This is a genomic window from Evansella sp. AB-rgal1, assembly GCF_041820985.1.
Taxonomy (GTDB): domain Bacteria; phylum Bacillota; class Bacilli; order Bacillales; family Salisediminibacteriaceae; genus Evansella.
In genome coordinates this window covers 1-16,492 of the sequence record NZ_JBGUAU010000034.1, presented here as the reverse complement: position 1 = coordinate 16,492, position 16,492 = coordinate 1, and the positions used below count along the sequence as shown (strand labels likewise).

The window sequence follows — 16,492 nt, the reverse complement described above, 5'->3', positions numbered from 1 at the left end:
GTTTCCTCTTTGATAGTCGATAAGCATTGCGCTTTTCTTCATTAGGAGACCCTTAACAAAAGCACTGTTATGTTATCTGTTTCTTTTCTTTGTTTAGCTAACTCCACAAGCTCTTGCGCCTTTTCCTGCATTTGCTGTTTATTATGTAGTTGCTCAGGATGAAGATTTTTATAAAACTCTTGTGAGGTAATACGATGATGAAATCCATCAGAACAAAGCATATATATTGCGTCTTTTTGTACTTTTCCAGTAGTGATAGGAATATTAAGTGACAGCGAAGCTCCCACACATTGCAGGAGCACATTCCTACGTGGGTCCTTTTTCCCTTGTTCCGGTGTCAAATTCCCTCGTTCTATTTCCTTCGACACTAAGGTCTGATCCTTTGTTAACAGATTTATTTCAGTGTGAATTTGGTAAGCTCTACTGTCTCCTATTTGTACAATAAAATAATCTTCATCTAAAATGAGAAAAGCTGTGACGGTTGTGCCCAGTTTACTATTGGTCTGTTCACCATAGGAACGTATTTTTCCATTTAACTTCTGAATATGGTCTTGCAATTCATTTATTATCGTATCTTTGGAGCAATCTGAAAAAAGTAGGGTTGGTAGTTCCTTATCGAACCAAGAAGCCAGGCTTTGAATGACGGATGCACTTGCTAATTCTCCATGGGAAAGCCCCCCCATCCCATCACAAACAACAAAAAGACCTACTTCCCCCACAGAGGAATTTGCAGTCTTTATCAAAAGAGCATCCTGGTTTGTTTTCTTTTTCAATCCAATATCAGTATGATAAGCAATTGTTAACATATCTAGCACCACCATTGAATAAAAACTTTTTCTCATCCAACTTCTACATTATTTCTATGAGACAAAAAAAACTAGTGTAATACTCATGTTTATATGGAAAACTATGTAATTAAATAAAAGACATTATCATTATACTCGCTTTGTTAACTCAAAAGTAATCGTTCTAAATCACTGCTTTTGTAACACATTTTCCTTTAAAGTTAAATTTATACTTAAATAGTAAATAAGTACCATTCGTCTATTGATATTGGGTTTTATACTGCTAACCTTTCACTCTATGTGAAATATAAATCTCCACTCTTAAGCTATACATATATTTATGTCGGTAGCAAATTGGAAAAATATCTATTTTAAAAATGTGTATGTGGTAAACCTTGTCATTATCCCCTACTTAATTACCATTCCACCCAAGAATAACAACTAATATATAGTATTTTTATCCTATTAGTTTTTCACTAGTCAGACTTTATACTGCAAAAATGTAAGTGCTTCCAATGCCTACAAACTATAAATTCCTTAACAACAAAAAACTCAGAAACGTTGAGATTTCAACATTTCTGAGTTTATAATCTTTATTTAATTGGAAATCTCCATTCAACGTTGATCTACCTTACTATAAACACTAGAAGTGACTGTAACATAAATAGAAAATTTTTACTCAAACTTCAAATTGAGAAATCAACATAAAAAGCATGAAATCATATATTCTTCCTGATCTCATGCTTTTCACTCTTCAAATTAAGGTATTATTCCAGCTCCATTATAAATTCAACCTAGCCTTGTCATTACAATAACTTACACCTTTAGTGAGCCGCGAAATCCTCTTGCTCCATAGTAGGAATCTGCTCCATTGTGGTACATAAAGACAGTATCGTAGCGACGATCGCAAAAGATAGCACCGCCTAGTTTTCGAATATTATCAGGCGTTTGCACCCAGCTCGACGTTTTCAAATCGAAATTACCTAGTTTCTGCAACTCCCGATATTCTTCTTCCGTTAAAATTTCAATTCCCATACTAACTGCCATATCCATAGCGCTATTTTCCGGTTTATGTTTTTTCCTGGACTCTAGCGCTTCACGGTCGTAACAAACACTTCTGCGGCCTTTAGGACTTTCTGCTGAACAATCATAAAATATGTATTCATCTGTGTTTTCATCATAATTGACGACATCTGGTTCTCCGCCTGTTTGTTCCATTTCATTTAGTGACCACAGTTTTTCCGTATTAGTTTCAAGTTTAGCTTGAACATTAGTCCATTCCATTCCTTTATGACGGTCCATATTTTTCTCAAAACGAGCTTTCAATAAAAATAATAGTTGTTCTTTTTGATCTAGTGGCATTTCCTTCATAGTAAGGTTCCCCCTTGTATTTACATATAATTGATAAAGACTAATCGCAACCTTCAGAAGATATTTTTTCTCGTTGTCAATATATACTACTAACCTAATAATGATATCTAATCGTTAATACTGATACCCCACCATTATAGCCTATTACTATTTATCGTTAAACCATGGGCGGTTCTTCCACTCTTTTTCCATAAGAAAACCCGCTCCCAAAACAGTAAAGACACCTGTTGGAGAAGTTGGAGCCTGTTCCCCTACTGAAAAACTATTAGTGTCCGGTGGTAGTAAGCAATTCTTTTAAAATTCTCGTCATTTTTTGCTTCTATTCATATTCTGTTCATATTAGCGTTATATAATCATAGAATGAGAGACTCATTTTATCAGATAAGTATATTTTGTTTTGGAGGAAAAAGATGAAAAAGTGGCAAAAAATATTGATTGCATTACTAGGCATTGTACTACTATTTCTAACAGCAGGAATTCTTTTTTTACAGTTACATCCTACTTTCGGTGGAAGCCCAACCAATGAACAAAAAGAATTATATCGCCAATTTGATAACTATGTTGACGGCGATTTTGTGAATATGAATGAAGCTGAGTTGGATATGGACATGGACTTCTCTACCATTTTTTCGTTACTAAGAGATGCTATAAGTGGTGTAGATGACCAGCATCCACTTGAAGCTATTCCAATTGCAACCTTTGATTGGGAGACAATAAAAAATGAAGAGGACAGTTTAACCTGGTTTGGACACTCGAACTTTTTACTAAGTATAGATAACAAAAAAATACTGTTAGACCCAATGTTCGGAAACATTGCTTCTCCCGTTTCTTTCATCGGAAGCACACGGTTTAGTGATGATATCTTAGATGTTATGGAGGAATTACCTCCAATTGATGCAGTTTTTATTACCCATGATCACTATGATCACTTAGATTACCCTTCCATCCTTGCGTTGAAAGATAAGGTAGAGCATTTCTTTGTTCCCCATGGTATAGACGCCCATTTATTAAGATGGGGAGTGGCTAGTGAAAGGATTACCCCCATGAATTGGTGGGATGAATTAGAATGGAAAGGCCTAACGATAGCCTCCGTTCCTGCTCACCATTATTCTGGAAGAGGTCTCTTCGACAGAAATTCAAGGTTGTGGTCTGGCTGGGTAATTTTAGGGGAGGAAACAAGAGTATTTACAAGTGGCGACAGTGGATATGCTCCACACTTTAAGAAAATAGGAGAAGTGTATGGACCCTTTGATCTTACTTTAATTGAAGGAGGTCAATATGACGAGCGTTGGTCCGATAACCATATGTTCCCTGAGGAGTCAGTCCAAGCACACCTGGATGTGAATGGTGAGACAATGATGCTTATGCATTGGGGAGCCTTTTCCTTAGCATATCATGGCTGGTCAGAACCAGTTGAGCGTGCATTGCTTGAAGCAGAAGCACAAGATGTAAATATCATAGCACCAGAAATAGGAGAAACAGTTCTTCTTGAGGAACTCCCTGTTCCTGTATCATCCTGGTGGGAGTATTAAATTTAAGAAGGAAGCATCGGGGACGGTTCTCGCTGCTTCCAAAAGCTGAAAAAAGTGCCTGCACCTGGGAGGACATAGGGACAGGTTCACTGTCTCAAATCTCCTAGGACAACCTACCTGTCCCCTTGTCTCCCCTAACTATTTCAAATATAATCCTGGTTATACATATTTAGGTACTGTAAAGGATGTGTTCAAATGAGTCAGTACAAGCAAGAAGTTTTAAATTACGGTGAAGATGTGCGGGACTTAGATTGTAGCCCTTATGAACAGCTGCGTATGTTGCATGATAGAACAGAAATACAGAAGAAAATTGGTAAATTAGACAACTATGAAATCTCCCTTTTGCATATGTATGATTTAATGCTCCTAAACAACGTTGACGAAATGCTAAAACATATTAGTAAAGTTTATGACTTCCAATTATCCACTAAAAACAATATCCCTTTAGATTATTGGTGGTGGCATTTAGATAAAATTGCTGAAGGAAGTTTAATAGTTGGTTCAGACGTATCTGTTGATAGAGTAATGTAGTGAAGAAGCAGGAAGCAGCGGGGACGGTTCTCCTGCTTCCTTCGGGTTACAAAAGAAGCAACAAGAACCGTCCCCACTGCTTCCAAAGAATTGAGGAATTAGAAGATAAAGTATATAAATAGTTTTGACTAACGGGTTAGCGTTTCTGCAATAAGCAGAGACTTTTTTTTACATATTTATACCAAATAAAAGGGGATTAGTGGTAACATTAAATAGAGTAAAGAAGACATTGAAGTAATGGGGAGGTTTGCAAAATTAAACTAACGAAGCAGTTTAGTTAAGATAGGATAGAGAGATGGGGTGTGCTGATTTGGATTCTTTTATATTATTAATTTTTGCTCCTTTGTTTTTTGGTATATTTATCCTTATTGTTCAAAGCTTAATTGACCGTTCATTAAAGCAATTTAAAAATATGGAATATGATTTTAAAATTAAAGAGCTTGAAAGCAGGATAGAAAAGTTAGAGAAGATAAATAAGGAGAATTAGGTTTTTTAAAAATTGAATTCCTTTATTAAATCAAGGAGGTACTGTTTTGGATAAAAAAATAAGTCTAATTTTAGGCTCTGTATTCATTTTAACCAGCGGACTAATTTTTACGATTGAAAGGTTAAGTAGATACGTCTATTGGTCAGCACAAATAAACACTGGAGAGTATGCAACTAATCCAAAAACAATACCAATATTAGATAACCTTTTTATAGCGTTATTCTTCCTTATTGGAATTATTTTTATTATCGTTTCTTTCAAAAAGGAAAGTCATTAAACTAAATGGAGGTAATACTTTAAGAAGCCTTTTGTGCTGTTGTGGCAGTAACGGGGAGGTTGCTGTAATAGGAAGCAGCGGGGACGGTTCTCCTGCTTCCTTCGGGTTACAAAAGAAGCAACAAGAACCGTCCCCACTGCTTCCATTTACTGAACATCCAACTGAAAGACGTTACTATGGCAGGAAGGGTTACCGATGCTGCGGTTACAGCCGGTGCTAATACGATCAGAAACATCCAGTTTTCCATCGACAACTCGTCAGCTCTTTACCAACAAGCATTACTTCGTGCTGTAAATGATGGGAAAACAAAAGCGACATCTATCGCTGCTAGTCTCAACGTCCACCTCCACACAAACCCTAAAAAAGTAGAAGAAATCATTCAGCCAGACGTTATCCCTTTTCGCACAATGGACCTCACTGCTTCTACAGAAGGCATCCCACTACAGCCAGGAACACTGGAACTGAAAGCCAGGGTGGAGATGACGTTTACCTACACAGAGTGAAAGGCAAAAGGGGCAAAGGAACAGGTTCATTTTCCCATTGTTCCGTTAACTTCTGGGACGACGAACCTGTCCCTTTGGCCCACTTCCCTTTGGCCCACTTTTCACCCTAACCAAGCTATATTCTGCGTTTAAAGGTAATATCTACCCTTATTTTAAGGAAGTGGCAGTGGACCCAGCCAGAGGTTCCTTGGCCACTATTATTTTTTTAGCTAGATGTATGATAGTTACCTAACACATTAATAGACCCTATTACAATCCCCTCAACTCCAACCTCCTCACCATCGCCTCCGCATTCTCCCTTTTAGCAAACGCCCCAACCTGTACGCGATACAGTTTTCCAGTCTCAGAGACTCCCACTGCATAGTCATTTCTCCCCAAAAAGACGTTACCTTCTCATCCGAAACCACATTTCCTGTTTCCTGCAAAAAATATTTTTCCAATAACGAAGAACCAGCTCCTCATGAAATGTAAATCCACTAGCAGAAGGTACAGCCTCCATCATCTCGCCAATATTTAGTTGACTCATATAGTTAGACCCTAGCTTTTCAAACAAAGTAGCCCGGTTAATCATCTCACCTCGAACCGAAATTTCTATCATGGCACGAAACAAATCTCGATGAAGGATAGAGAAATGCTCAGGCTGAATAACCAACTCCTTCATAACCGAGTTATTCATCAAGATACACCCTAGCAACAACTTCTCAGCTTCCATGTTCCCTTGGAGCCCCACAAGACTTCCCCTCCCATTCCACTATTTCTTGAAGAACACTCTTATCATGTTCCGGCCGAGGCGAAGTTGACTATCAACGATAAAAAGAAACCTTTGATATTAGTAGATTTTTCTATCAACCAAAAAACTTTCTATTTTTCAAAAATAAATGCACCCTTTTTCACTAGAAGTTGATACTTATATAGTGAAAGGGGGTGAACGACGATGGAAAAGATCGTAAATTCAAGACTGACGTTATCATTCATTACTAGTTATACCGATGAAGGAGAGCCGATTTTCAAAACGAAAAGCTTTCAAAACATTGCTACGAGAGCAACAGGCGAGAACTTGCTCCAAGTAGCAGTAGCTCTGGCTTCTCTTCAAAAGCATGAGTTAGAAAGTGTAGAACGCGGCAATACGTATGATTTAACAATGTAATCAAGGGATTTTATACGTTAGATAAAGAAGGAGGTGAATGGAAATGACAAAACGTTTGGAGTTACTTTTCACAAATGAGGGTGGAAAAAACGTCACAATCTCTCTTGATGACCCTCAAGAGCCTGTAAGTGCAGAAGCTGTGTCGGAGACAATGGATCTTATTATTGCTAATAATGTGTTCACATCCTATCACGGAGCATTAGTTCAAAAGCGTGGTGCACGAGTAGTGGATCGTCAAGTTCAGCAAATTGAAGTTGCACTGTAATGTAGTGGAGAGGTTTTTACCTCTCCTTTTTATGTAGAAGATTCTAATAGGGAGGTGAATCAAAATGGAAGCATGGTTGACACTTGTTGGTGAATACGGATTTCCCATTGTCGTTACCTTTTATTTACTATACCGTATTGAGAAAAAGCTGGATCAGCTCAATCAATCGGTCATGTATTTAGGGAAACTTGTTCAATTTGGTGCTCATATAGGGCCTGCAAGTGCACCAAAATTGGAATCAGGTGAGTGGAGAACACTAGAAGCAAAGAAAACAAATTATTAAAGGGGTATATATGATATAAAGAAAAATGGTAATCTAAATACAATCAAGGGTAGTCTGTGGATTACACGTGACTACCCGTTTTTCTTCTATCATCCTAAAGACTGTAAATGACAATGTAAATAACTTCTGGAATACACGCCATTTTTTCAAGTTCTTTTACACTTTTGGACTGGTATAGACTTTGGGCACGATAGATACCTCATAAGTATCCGATTTCACTAGCAGTCAAATCTATTTTACTTGAATTCACTTTTTTCACCTTCTATACTTCAAAAAAATATAGGAGTATTTGCTTTTATAATAAAACATACTTAAGCTCTAAAGCATGAAGAAAAACACGCATCGCTTATTTTATAAAGCATGCGTGTTTCCACTATTTTTCTTGCTTCATTTGCTTACTTCGTAATTGCCCACAAGCCGCATCGATATCTGTCCCATGCTCCTGGCGAATGCTGCAAATAATCCCTTTCTTTCTGAAGGTCTCATAAAATGTCAGTACCTTCTTCGGGTCACTCCGTTGATACTGATCATGTTCATCGACAGGATTATATGGAATTAAGTTAACTGCCACGCCTTGCCGGATATCTTTCAATAGCTCTGCAAGTTCAAGGGCATGTTGAGTTTGATCATTGACATCCTTAAGTAAGATGTATTCAATCATAATCCTTCTGTTTGTTTGTAAGAAATATTTCATCGCATCCATTAGCTTAGCAATTGGATAGACTCGATTAATTTTCATGATTTTCGTACGCAGTTCATCGTTAGGAGCATGTAAAGAAATGGCTAGGTTTACATGCAGTTTTCGATCAGCAAATTCATAAATCTTCCCAACTAGACCGCTTGTTGAAACCGTAATACTTCTTGAGCCGATAGCAAGTCCTTTTTGATCAATTACCACTTCGAGAAAATGGATCATATTTTCAAAGTTATCGAATGGTTCACCAATTCCCATAACAACAATATGACTAACCTTTTCTCCTTTTCCTTGCTGATCTAGATAAAGCTGAACCTTCATAATTTGCTCAGTAATTTCTCCTGTTGTCAAGTCGCGCTTCTTCGTTAATAGACCACTGGCACAAAAGCTACAGCCAATATTACACCCTACTTGTGTTGTTACACAAACAGATAAACCATAATTTTTTCTCATTATGACCGTTTCTATGAGATCGCCGTCTTCAAGTTTAAATAAGAATTTGACGGTTCCATCGGACGCTTCTTGCTTACTATGTTCCACTAGGGTTTCTATTGCATAGTTGTCTTCTAATACTTGAAGGCATTCTTTGTTAACATCATTCATTTCGTTAAAATTAGTGGCTCGTTTTCGATATAGCCAATCCCAAACTTGACCAGCACGGCCTTTTTTATGGCCACGTTCCAATAACCACGTAGTTAGTTGTTCAAATGTTAATCCATAAATGGATGGCTTTGTCATGATTTACCCTCTTTCTAGATGTAAAGTTCAAACACTATTTTACTAAAAATAAGGCCGACTGGGCAAACGAGAGGAACTTGTAAAAAATAGTGCCTGTCACTCCCCGTAGTATTTCATCTAGATATTTTCTAAATGAGTAGAAGAAGGAGGTGAAACGAAATGTCAAAACGTTTAGAGTTACTTTTCACAAATGAATGTGGGAAAACGTCACTATCTCCATGGATGAACCACAAGAGCCTGTGAGTGCACAAGTAGTGTCGGAGGTAATGGATCTTATTATTGCTAATAAAGTGTTTACGTCCCTTTAACGGGTATTTAGTTCAGGAGCGTGGTGCCCGCGTAGTGGATCGTCAAATTCAGCAAATTGAAATTGCACTTATTGAAGTGGAGAGGTTTTTTACCTCTCCTTTTTATTTGGAAAGCGTAATCCGCTTGTATATCTGCGAAGAAAAATGTTCTTTCAGTTGAAAAGTGTTTTTTACTTTTCTAACTGGAAGGTTATTTTTCACAGCAGATAGCGGATGAAGCTAGACAATACGAAAAGCGGAATGCACCCTCTCATCACTGAAATGCAAATGTTCTGCACGATAAAAAGCGCTTTATACTTTTAATCGGGCAGGTTATTTGACACGAGGCAAGTACGTCCTGAATCATCTTCTATCTTCTTCGCACCTTTGCGAACGAGTTTACGAGGAGCAGATGGCGCCTGGAGCTAGACAGTGAGTTTGAAAATGTATATGTTATACAAATTCACTAGTGTTGCATAAATACTGACTGAATTTTCAGTTTTAAAGTTCTTCCTGTTCAGAGCCAAAAAGATAAATACCGAACCAAAGGTGGTTCCACCCATTTGGGAAATTATTTACAATTGACTAGTTCAACGACGACAAATCCTTTTTAAGGAATGGCTTTTCCTTCAATCTTTCGAAGCCAAATATGCGCTGGTTTCCACAATGCAGCCCTTAAATAGCGGCTAATTTGTAAGGTTTTTCGCTTACTATCCGTTTCGATTTGAACTAAAACATGCAAACAAAATACAATGAGTGCGATAAATACTTGGTTTTGGATCGCCCATTCGCTTTGTCCGTAGAACTTTTTGATGCTGAGATGTTGCTTAATCCATTTGAAAAATAATTCGATTGCCCAACGAGATTTATACATCTCTGAAATTTCTTCGGCGCTTAAATCAAATCGATTGGTGATTAATTGAAGTTCATTTCCTTTTGAATCAATCACTTTTAACAGTCGGAAGTAGTTTTCAGCACGGTTTTGAGTCGTTCCAATCACAACCATTTGATCGGATAAAATCGATGATTCTTCCGCTAGTTCAAAATCGTAAACTTCCCGTATCACAGCGTTTTTCCGTAGTCTAGAAAGGAAAAAGTAGCCATCGTCCGTCATGCGATCAAAGCGCTCATAGTCGAGGTAACCGCGGTCAAACACATACATGCATTCCTTGTCGTCTACCATGATTTCTAGTTGACCACGATCATGTTCCTTTGCTGTTGTTATCAAGGCTTTTTCGGGGTAGGAAGTCCCTTTTTCCATAAACACAAGACGTAAATGTAGTTTTACCCCTGCTTTTGTTCTCCTGAACTTTGCCCATTTATGATTCGTTAAATTAAGTGGCAATGTGCTTGAGTCAATGATTTTTAATGGCATGATGAGCTTCGTATAACGTGTTTTGGCATGAATTTGTGCGACTAAATCAAGGAAAAGTAGTTGGAATAAATCAGGATTCATACCGTTCAATCGTCGTGAAAGTTGAGAAATACTAATGGAGTCAAGATCAATACCTTTTTGAAGTTCATCATCAAACAAACAATCACTTAGCGCATGGAGACTTTCTACCTCTTCTAACTGTGCAAAAAGTAATAACTTCAAGAATGATTCCGTCGTAAGTTTTTTCGTATAAATATCTAATTTCATTGTTTTCACTTGTTCTTCAAATAATTGAAAATTTATTGGTGAAAACCATTGTCCAAATGAAGTTTTTCGTGTAATCTTATCCATGCGAATGGTCCTTTATTATTGGATTTGGACGGGATTACCACCTGACTTATCCATTATAAAGGACTTTTTCTTTGCACAAAATAACTTCATTGAACATTTTGAGTATTTATAATAGTGAAACTAAATTAATGCAACATTAGTGATACAAATTTATTCTTAGAAAAGAGGTGAATCAAAATGGAAGCATGGTTGACACTTGTTGGAGAATACGGATTTCCCATTGTCGTTACCTTTTATTTACTATACCGTATTGAGAAAAAGCTGGACCAGCTCAATCAATCGGTCATGTATTTAGGGAAGCTTGTTCAATTTGGTGCTCATATAGGGCCTGCAAGTGCACCAAAAGTGGAATCAGGTGAGTGGAGAACGCTTGAGGCAAAGAAGACAAATTATTAAAAGGGTATATAGGAAATAAAAAATAGTTACCGAGATAAAACCAAGGGTAGTCCGTGGAATACACTGACTACCCTTTTTTCTTTTCAATCATTCTGAAGACTATATGACATTTTAAATAACGTCTAAATTCCACCCATTTACAAGTTGCTGTACACCTTTTAGATTGGTGGTTGGGGTCGAGATAGGTCTGAAAGTATTGATATTATTAGGTTTTAGGCGATGTGTAAAATTTGTGCAAAAAAATTTAATGTTATATACATTCACTGTAGAGGAGAACACAATGATTAAAGAAAAAGAAACATTAAATCTCATTATTAAAAGAAACTACTACTGATTGACTGTTAATATGATCAATTTCAGCAGCTGTTAATCCAACAACAACCGCAATCCTTACTTTTATTTCTTACAAATATCTTAAAATACATTTAAATGTACATTTATTTGTACATTTATTATTTAATTATGCATTAAATCAATATATTTGAGTTATTTTAAATGTACATTTATTTGTTCAAATTGAACATTTACTTGTTTATGGTATATTTAGCACCACGACCGTGACCAACGATGTTTACTCCGTCAGTAGCCATTTCCTTTATTAACGAATTGACCTGCCTTCTATCTAGACCCGTTATCTGACGGACTTCCGCATTTGTTAAATCTCTGTCCTTTAATACAGTTAGAATCCTTGTTTTTATCGCTTCTTTATCTAAGTTCTGTAACCGTTCATACCTTAAACTATCTTGTAAAAGACGATAAGCGTTTCGCGACAAAGTATAATATCTACCTCTTCCACGACCGATTGGTTCAATTAAATCAAAGTCTTTCATAATAACACTTAATAATTCTTTAGCTTGGTCTGTTCCTCTTTGTGTAATATATCCAGCGTGGCTAGTATCAATCTGCTCATGCCTCATTAGATATTGAAGTATCAACAAGTGATCTACCTCTACAGGAACACCTTTAGTCGATATCTCATGTACAAGCTTTTGAAATGATTGATCTAATGGAGAAGAAATAAAAGTTAGTTCTATATTATTACCTACTTCACGGTAGATTGGTGGCTCTTTACCTTCAATCAACAATGATTTAAATATTCGTTTCACTCCAAGGTTAGATCTATTAACAAGCTTTAATCTATCAAGAAGGTCCATTAAATGATTGTTTCTTGCTACTGGTGGATGATGAAGAATATTATGAGGTGTAATACCACCAATAAATTGTCCTGGGTTGGTAAGAACTAATCGATCTTTATAATGCTTTAGCATTACAGTTCCTAACATACGATAATCTCTATGACCAAAGGCATTTAGGAGAGATTCCCTTAAAGCAATTGTAGGATATGTAGTAAATTCCGGGTGAACTAATCCCGACTCAATTGTAACGAGTGGATTATCTACTGAAATAAATCTTTCTAATTCATATAATGCTAATGAAATAGGTTGTGTACCATCATCTCGGTGTGAGTAATCTGTATCACTAATCATTTTTCTGTATGACCATTTGTGTTGTGGAATAATTCTAGATATAGCTTCTGGCTTGCCTACTAATAACAATGCACCTTTGGTAAGATACTTATCTTTCAACCCACCTATTGCTCTTAGTAAGTCCTCATCACTTAAAGAGATAAGTGTTTCATCTACTCTTTCACGATTCATAATTTCTCGTACTCGTTCCATTGCTGAATGAGAAAATATCGTTGTCCAATCTTCATAAATTATTTCTTCTGTATAGTCCAGTTGGCCTGATGTATCAATCATTTGCCTTCTTAATGTCCCTGTAAACGGCATGCAATCTTTGCCCTGGCGAATTGTTGCTGCTCCATCTGTAGTTGTATATGGAGGCATACCAGGAAAGGTGTGCATGATTAACAATCGAATGTTTTCTACAAATAAATCTTCAAAAGTTGCAGTTAAATGAGGATCTGTCTTTTCGTAAATCCTTTTTTGAAGAATCGTCGTATCAATGTCAAATGGTATTCCTTCTAGTGCATTTTCCCTTCCTTTTACGTTATCTACTACACCAAAGACTACACTACCTCCACCACCGTTAGCCATACATACAGCATAGGTAATCATCTTTTTTACGTTATCTTCTCTACTTCTAAAATTCCATTGTTTAAAATCTAAATCTTGCGACTCAAAATCATCTGCAATATGATCATCCAATTTATTGATAAGATCCAAAATCTCGGCTTTGTTTTTCATAAAATCCTCCTTCCTTAAGAAATGTTAGTTAAAATTATTTGATTAAATACTTCTATTATTCGTTTTTGGAAGAAATAGCATGCTTATAACCACTCTGTATCATTCTATACTGTGGGTATTCTATTTCAACAAATGGAATACCTTCTATTTCCGAGAATTTATAATCATCAAAATATAGGAGGCTTCCTTCTACAAGTACAACCTGTTCTGACAGTACATTTAATAAAAATATGTAAATAGAAGCAATGAATCTAGACCCGAATTATAGATTCTGATAGAATTTTACCGTTTTATTCAATACATTTACGGTAACCTTACCTGCTTTTAAGAATAGAACAATATCTGGCCACTGCACTTCCAAATCGTCATATTTAGTTAACACATCGCAATTAAAGTTTTCTCCACCATTTACGCACTGGGGGCACTTTCATTCTTAAAATAAAGTATCTATAGTAATTCTTACATTATCCTTAAACACTACCTACATTATACCTAAAACAGATTCCAAATGCTTTTAACAAAGGCGTTCAAACAGAATAGTAATGTCCTCTATATGACATCTACCATTCAAGATAGCGATTTATCGTATTATCATATTAAGTAGCATTAGGAGTCGATCATGGGTTGTTATACAAATTAGTGGTATGTTTAAGCGTATCTTAGATATAAGCAGAAGTTCGACGGTGGATGCAAAAAAACTCACAAACGTTGATAGGACAACATTTGTGACCAATCTTTATTGAGTATTATGTAAGCGTCAAATACTCCCCACATTTTAATCAGTATTAGTTTTTGAGATAATCTCTTCAAATCATAATTTGAGGAGGTTTTTTATGTCCAAAAAATCAAATGCAACATTGTTTAAAGAATGGGAACAGCGGATCGCTAATTTACGAGCAAGTGGTCAAACCCAACACGACTGGTGTAAGGCTAATAATGTCAGCATTCATAGCCTAAAGTATTGGATTAGGAAAGTGGAAGGTCCAGGTAAAAAAGAAAATTCTACTAATTCTAAATGGATTCCCATGATGGTGAAAGAGGAATCACCCATTATCGTGAAAGAAACCTTACAGATCAAGATAGGACAAGCAACAATTGATGTAAAGCCAGGGTTTGACCCTGACTTCCTTAGAGAAGTAATAAAGGCGTTGAACACGTAATGCTTCTCGAAAATAATATAGAGCGAGTCTACCTCGCCCGTGGCAATACAGACCTTCGTAAATCGATTGATGGTTTGGCAGTTTTGGTACAAGAAGGGTTCGAACTTGATCCCTTCTCTCCTTGCCTCTTTGTCTTTTGTAATCGTAAACGAGATAAGTTGAAAATACTACATTGGGAGACAAATGGATTTTGGCTGTATTACCGCCGGTTAGAACGCGGTACATTTGAATGGCCAGATGATGACAGTTCTTCTACATTAAGTATTAGCTATCGCCAGTTGCGTTGGCTTTTAGATGGATTACCGATGAAACAGCGTCATGCCCATCCTGAAGTGACTGCAAGAACCATAATCTAATCAAAAAAAATTGGTTTTTTTCTACTATTTTGTAGTATATTTTAAGTATGAAATCGACATCTACTAACTCAACCAATCAAATAGATGAACTTCAACAAAAATGTGATTCGCTCGAAAAACAGAACGCTGGAATTGACGGCTAAAATAAAATGGTTTGAGGAACAATTCCGTCATAGTAAACAACGTCAATTCGGTTCTTCGAGCGAAAAAACAACCCCTGCCCAGCTAGAGTTACCACTATTTAACGAAGCAGAAGTAGTGGCGGACCCTAAACTAGAGGAGCCTACGTTGGAAACGATTACGTATCATCGTAAAAAAGTACAGGGCCAACGTGAAGTGAAATTGGAAAACTTGCCTACGGAAACGGTGGAATACCGATTATCCGATTCGGAGCAAGTTTGTTCGTGTTGCGGTGACTCCCTACATGAGATGAGTACAGAAGTGCGGAGAGAATTAAAAGTAATTCTGGCAGAGGTAAAGGTTGTGGAGCATGTTCGTTATGTTTACTCTTGCCGCGGTTGTGAGAAACAAGAACTAGAAACGCCGATTGTCACGGCACCAATGCCAGTTCCTGTATTTCCTAAGAGTCTAGCATCTCCTTCCGCAATGGCATATATTATGAACCAAAAATATGTAGAAAGTTTGCCTCTCTATCGCCAGGAACAGCAGTTTTCTAGATTAGGAGTAAATCTATCAAGACAAACGATATCCAATTGGGTGCTCCATGGAGCCAATACTTGGTTAAGTCCGCTATATAATCGCATGCACCAACTGCTCATAGAGCAGGACATTTTACATGCGGATGAAACGACGCTACAAGTACTGAGAGAGGCTGGCAGACAAGCAAACTCTACCTCTTATCTATGGCTATTTCGCACAGGGAAAGAGGGTCCAGTCATCATCTTATTTGATTATCAGCAAACTAGGGCAAGTAAGCATCCTCAAAACTTTCTTTCAGGTTTTCATGGATATTTACACGTGGATGGATACGCTGGTTACAACGGAATTCCGAATGTAAAACTGTCTGGTTGTTGGGCTCATGCCCGACGCGGCTTTACGGATGCTTGAAGGCACTGCCTGAATCCAGTCAGTTAGCGAGTGTAACAGCGAACGAAGGCCTTCATTTCTGTAATCAACTATTTGCAATCGAACGAGATATAAAAGACCTTTCTTTCGAAAAAAGGTATCAACTACGTATAGAGCGAAGTAAACCAATTCTAGACGCTTTTTCGTCATGGCTTCGTGAACAAACACCAAAGGTATTACCAAAGAGTGCTCTAGGAAAAGCGATCAAATATTGCCGGAATCAGTGGGATAAGTTAGTGGTGTTTTTAGAGGATGGTCGTTTGGAGATAGATAATAATCGCAGCGAACGCTCCATCAAGCCTTTCGTAATAGGAAGAAAAAACTGGATGTTCGCAAACACGCCACGTGGTGCAAAGGCAAGCGCCATTACGTATAGTATTGTGGAATCAGCGAAGGAGAATGGACTAAATCCATTCAACTACCTAACTTATCTTTTTGAATCACTGCCAAACATAAATATGGAAGATGTCAATGAACTAGATCAGCTTCTTCCTTGGTCCGAAAGTTTACCTGAAACATGTCGTATAAAAAAGAATTAATTACATCATACGATAGTCCACACTTGCTTGAATAGGTGTGGACTATTTTACGCTTACAAATAATTAGTAGGTACAGTAGTATTACACTATTAAATTATTTCATAATGTCATTCACTAATGTT

General features: G+C 37.0%; 19 protein-coding genes and 1 pseudogene. 13 read left to right on the top strand and 7 right to left on the bottom strand.

Features of this window, described 5'->3' with window-relative positions:
* Nucleotides 1-41: 41 nt before the first annotated feature.
* Both ACERII_RS21745 and ACERII_RS21740 read right to left on the bottom strand, forming a co-directional pair.
* The gene (locus ACERII_RS21745) at nt 42-806 is read right to left on the bottom strand and encodes a PP2C family protein-serine/threonine phosphatase (protein ID WP_373645071.1); all 765 of its coding nucleotides are present in this window, start codon (nt 804-806) and stop codon (nt 42-44) included.
* 795 nt (nt 807-1,601) lie between these two features.
* Nucleotides 1,602-2,156: a DUF4256 domain-containing protein gene (locus ACERII_RS21740; RefSeq protein WP_373645070.1), complete on the bottom strand. Its 555-nt coding sequence runs from the start codon at nt 2,154-2,156 to the stop codon at nt 1,602-1,604.
* A 431-nt stretch (nt 2,157-2,587) separates the two neighbouring features.
* On the opposite strand from ACERII_RS21740, the gene ACERII_RS21735 reads away from it, so the two are divergent.
* The 5 genes from ACERII_RS21735 (at nt 2,588) to ACERII_RS21715 (ending at nt 5,486) form a co-directional block, all read left to right on the top strand.
* Complete coding sequence (locus ACERII_RS21735) at nt 2,588-3,688, top strand: MBL fold metallo-hydrolase (protein ID WP_483867435.1); 1,101 nt, start codon at nt 2,588-2,590, stop codon at nt 3,686-3,688.
* 195 nt (nt 3,689-3,883) lie between these two features.
* On the top strand, nt 3,884-4,219 hold the full coding sequence (locus ACERII_RS21730) for a hypothetical protein (protein ID WP_373645068.1): 336 nt from the start codon (nt 3,884-3,886) through the stop codon (nt 4,217-4,219).
* Nucleotides 4,220-4,529: 310 nt separating this feature from the next.
* On the top strand, nt 4,530-4,706 hold the full coding sequence (locus ACERII_RS21725) for a hypothetical protein (protein ID WP_373645067.1): 177 nt from the start codon (nt 4,530-4,532) through the stop codon (nt 4,704-4,706).
* Between the two features lie 46 nt (nt 4,707-4,752).
* Nucleotides 4,753-4,983: a hypothetical protein gene (locus ACERII_RS21720; protein WP_373645066.1), complete on the top strand. Its 231-nt coding sequence runs from the start codon at nt 4,753-4,755 to the stop codon at nt 4,981-4,983.
* A 92-nt stretch (nt 4,984-5,075) separates the two neighbouring features.
* Entirely contained in the window at nt 5,076-5,486 is a 411-nt protein-coding gene (locus tag ACERII_RS21715; RefSeq protein WP_373645116.1) for an SIMPL domain-containing protein, read from the top strand.
* A gap of 249 nt (nt 5,487-5,735) precedes the next feature.
* On the opposite strand, the gene ACERII_RS21710 is transcribed toward ACERII_RS21715, so the two are convergent.
* Both ACERII_RS21710 and ACERII_RS21705 read right to left on the bottom strand, forming a co-directional pair.
* Nucleotides 5,736-5,843, bottom strand: a complete 108-nt coding sequence (locus ACERII_RS21710) for an SPOR domain-containing protein (protein ID WP_373645115.1) — start codon at nt 5,841-5,843, stop codon at nt 5,736-5,738.
* A gap of 28 nt (nt 5,844-5,871) precedes the next feature.
* On the bottom strand, nt 5,872-6,216 hold the full coding sequence (locus ACERII_RS21705; RefSeq protein WP_373645065.1) for a DnaB-like helicase N-terminal domain-containing protein: 345 nt from the start codon (nt 6,214-6,216) through the stop codon (nt 5,872-5,874).
* A gap of 204 nt (nt 6,217-6,420) precedes the next feature.
* Between ACERII_RS21705 and ACERII_RS21700 the strand changes: the two genes are divergently transcribed.
* From ACERII_RS21700 to ACERII_RS21690, 3 genes are all read left to right on the top strand, one after another.
* Nucleotides 6,421-6,633: a DUF1659 domain-containing protein gene (locus ACERII_RS21700; RefSeq protein WP_373645064.1), complete on the top strand. Its 213-nt coding sequence runs from the start codon at nt 6,421-6,423 to the stop codon at nt 6,631-6,633.
* 43 nt (nt 6,634-6,676) lie between these two features.
* Nucleotides 6,677-6,898: a DUF2922 domain-containing protein gene (locus ACERII_RS21695; protein WP_373645063.1), complete on the top strand. Its 222-nt coding sequence runs from the start codon at nt 6,677-6,679 to the stop codon at nt 6,896-6,898.
* Between the two features lie 64 nt (nt 6,899-6,962).
* Nucleotides 6,963-7,181 (top strand): YvrJ family protein, encoded by a 219-nt coding sequence (locus tag ACERII_RS21690; protein ID WP_373645062.1) that lies wholly within the window; start codon nt 6,963-6,965, stop codon nt 7,179-7,181.
* Between the two features lie 373 nt (nt 7,182-7,554).
* Here the strand turns inward: ACERII_RS21690 and rlmN are convergent, their stop codons facing one another.
* On the bottom strand, nt 7,555-8,613 hold the full coding sequence (gene rlmN, locus ACERII_RS21685; RefSeq protein WP_373645061.1) for a dual-specificity RNA methyltransferase RlmN: 1,059 nt from the start codon (nt 8,611-8,613) through the stop codon (nt 7,555-7,557).
* Between the two features lie 194 nt (nt 8,614-8,807).
* Here rlmN and ACERII_RS21680 point away from each other — a divergent pair, with 194 nt between their 5' ends.
* Nucleotides 8,808-8,921: a DUF2922 domain-containing protein gene (locus tag ACERII_RS21680; RefSeq protein ID WP_373645060.1), complete on the top strand. Its 114-nt coding sequence runs from the start codon at nt 8,808-8,810 to the stop codon at nt 8,919-8,921.
* 589 nt (nt 8,922-9,510) lie between these two features.
* Here ACERII_RS21680 and ACERII_RS21675 read toward each other — a convergent pair.
* Nucleotides 9,511-10,626, bottom strand: coding sequence for an IS4 family transposase (locus tag ACERII_RS21675; RefSeq protein WP_373645059.1), 1,116 nt, complete (start codon nt 10,624-10,626; stop codon nt 9,511-9,513).
* A gap of 177 nt (nt 10,627-10,803) precedes the next feature.
* Here ACERII_RS21675 and ACERII_RS21670 point away from each other — a divergent pair, with 177 nt between their 5' ends.
* Nucleotides 10,804-11,022 (top strand): YvrJ family protein, encoded by a 219-nt coding sequence (locus ACERII_RS21670; RefSeq protein ID WP_373645058.1) that lies wholly within the window; start codon nt 10,804-10,806, stop codon nt 11,020-11,022.
* 524 nt (nt 11,023-11,546) lie between these two features.
* Here the strand turns inward: ACERII_RS21670 and ACERII_RS21665 are convergent.
* On the bottom strand, nt 11,547-13,229 hold the full coding sequence (locus ACERII_RS21665) for an RNA-binding domain-containing protein (RefSeq protein WP_373645057.1): 1,683 nt from the start codon (nt 13,227-13,229) through the stop codon (nt 11,547-11,549).
* 833 nt (nt 13,230-14,062) lie between these two features.
* Here ACERII_RS21665 and tnpA point away from each other — a divergent pair.
* The 3 genes and pseudogenes from tnpA to tnpC all read left to right on the top strand — a co-directional run bounded on the left by tnpA (nt 14,063) and on the right by tnpC (nt 16,370).
* The gene (tnpA, locus tag ACERII_RS21660) at nt 14,063-14,389 is read left to right on the top strand and encodes an IS66 family insertion sequence element accessory protein TnpA (protein ID WP_373645056.1); all 327 of its coding nucleotides are present in this window, start codon (nt 14,063-14,065) and stop codon (nt 14,387-14,389) included.
* A complete protein-coding gene (gene tnpB / locus ACERII_RS21655; protein ID WP_373645055.1) occupies nt 14,389-14,745 on the top strand; it encodes an IS66 family insertion sequence element accessory protein TnpB in 357 nt (118 codons plus the stop codon). The genes tnpA and tnpB overlap by 1 nt, the downstream gene beginning before the upstream one ends.
* A 47-nt stretch (nt 14,746-14,792) precedes the next feature.
* A pseudogene (gene tnpC / locus ACERII_RS21650) lies at nt 14,793-16,370 on the top strand (IS66 family transposase).
* Nucleotides 16,371-16,492 lie beyond the last annotated feature (122 nt).

What these genes read in the sequence shown, in the direction of transcription:
- ACERII_RS21745 (WP_373645071.1), bottom strand. Translation starts at nt 806, where the DNA reads ATGTTAACAATTGCTTATCATACTGATATTGGATTGAAAAAGAAAACA.
- ACERII_RS21740 (WP_373645070.1), bottom strand. Translation starts at nt 2,156, where the DNA reads ATGAAGGAAATGCCACTAGATCAAAAAGAACAACTATTATTTTTATTG.
- ACERII_RS21730 (WP_373645068.1), top strand. Translation starts at nt 3,884, where the DNA reads ATGAGTCAGTACAAGCAAGAAGTTTTAAATTACGGTGAAGATGTGCGG.
- ACERII_RS21700 (WP_373645064.1), top strand. Translation starts at nt 6,421, where the DNA reads ATGGAAAAGATCGTAAATTCAAGACTGACGTTATCATTCATTACTAGT.
- ACERII_RS21695 (WP_373645063.1), top strand. Translation starts at nt 6,677, where the DNA reads ATGACAAAACGTTTGGAGTTACTTTTCACAAATGAGGGTGGAAAAAAC.
- ACERII_RS21690 (WP_373645062.1), top strand. Translation starts at nt 6,963, where the DNA reads ATGGAAGCATGGTTGACACTTGTTGGTGAATACGGATTTCCCATTGTC.
- rlmN (WP_373645061.1), bottom strand. Translation starts at nt 8,613, where the DNA reads ATGACAAAGCCATCCATTTATGGATTAACATTTGAACAACTAACTACG.
- ACERII_RS21680 (WP_373645060.1), top strand. Translation starts at nt 8,808, where the DNA reads ATGTGGGAAAACGTCACTATCTCCATGGATGAACCACAAGAGCCTGTG.
- ACERII_RS21675 (WP_373645059.1), bottom strand. Translation starts at nt 10,626, where the DNA reads ATGGATAAGATTACACGAAAAACTTCATTTGGACAATGGTTTTCACCA.
- ACERII_RS21670 (WP_373645058.1), top strand. Translation starts at nt 10,804, where the DNA reads ATGGAAGCATGGTTGACACTTGTTGGAGAATACGGATTTCCCATTGTC.
- ACERII_RS21665 (WP_373645057.1), bottom strand. Translation starts at nt 13,229, where the DNA reads ATGAAAAACAAAGCCGAGATTTTGGATCTTATCAATAAATTGGATGAT.
- tnpA (WP_373645056.1), top strand. Translation starts at nt 14,063, where the DNA reads ATGTCCAAAAAATCAAATGCAACATTGTTTAAAGAATGGGAACAGCGG.
- tnpB (WP_373645055.1), top strand. Translation starts at nt 14,389, where the DNA reads ATGCTTCTCGAAAATAATATAGAGCGAGTCTACCTCGCCCGTGGCAAT.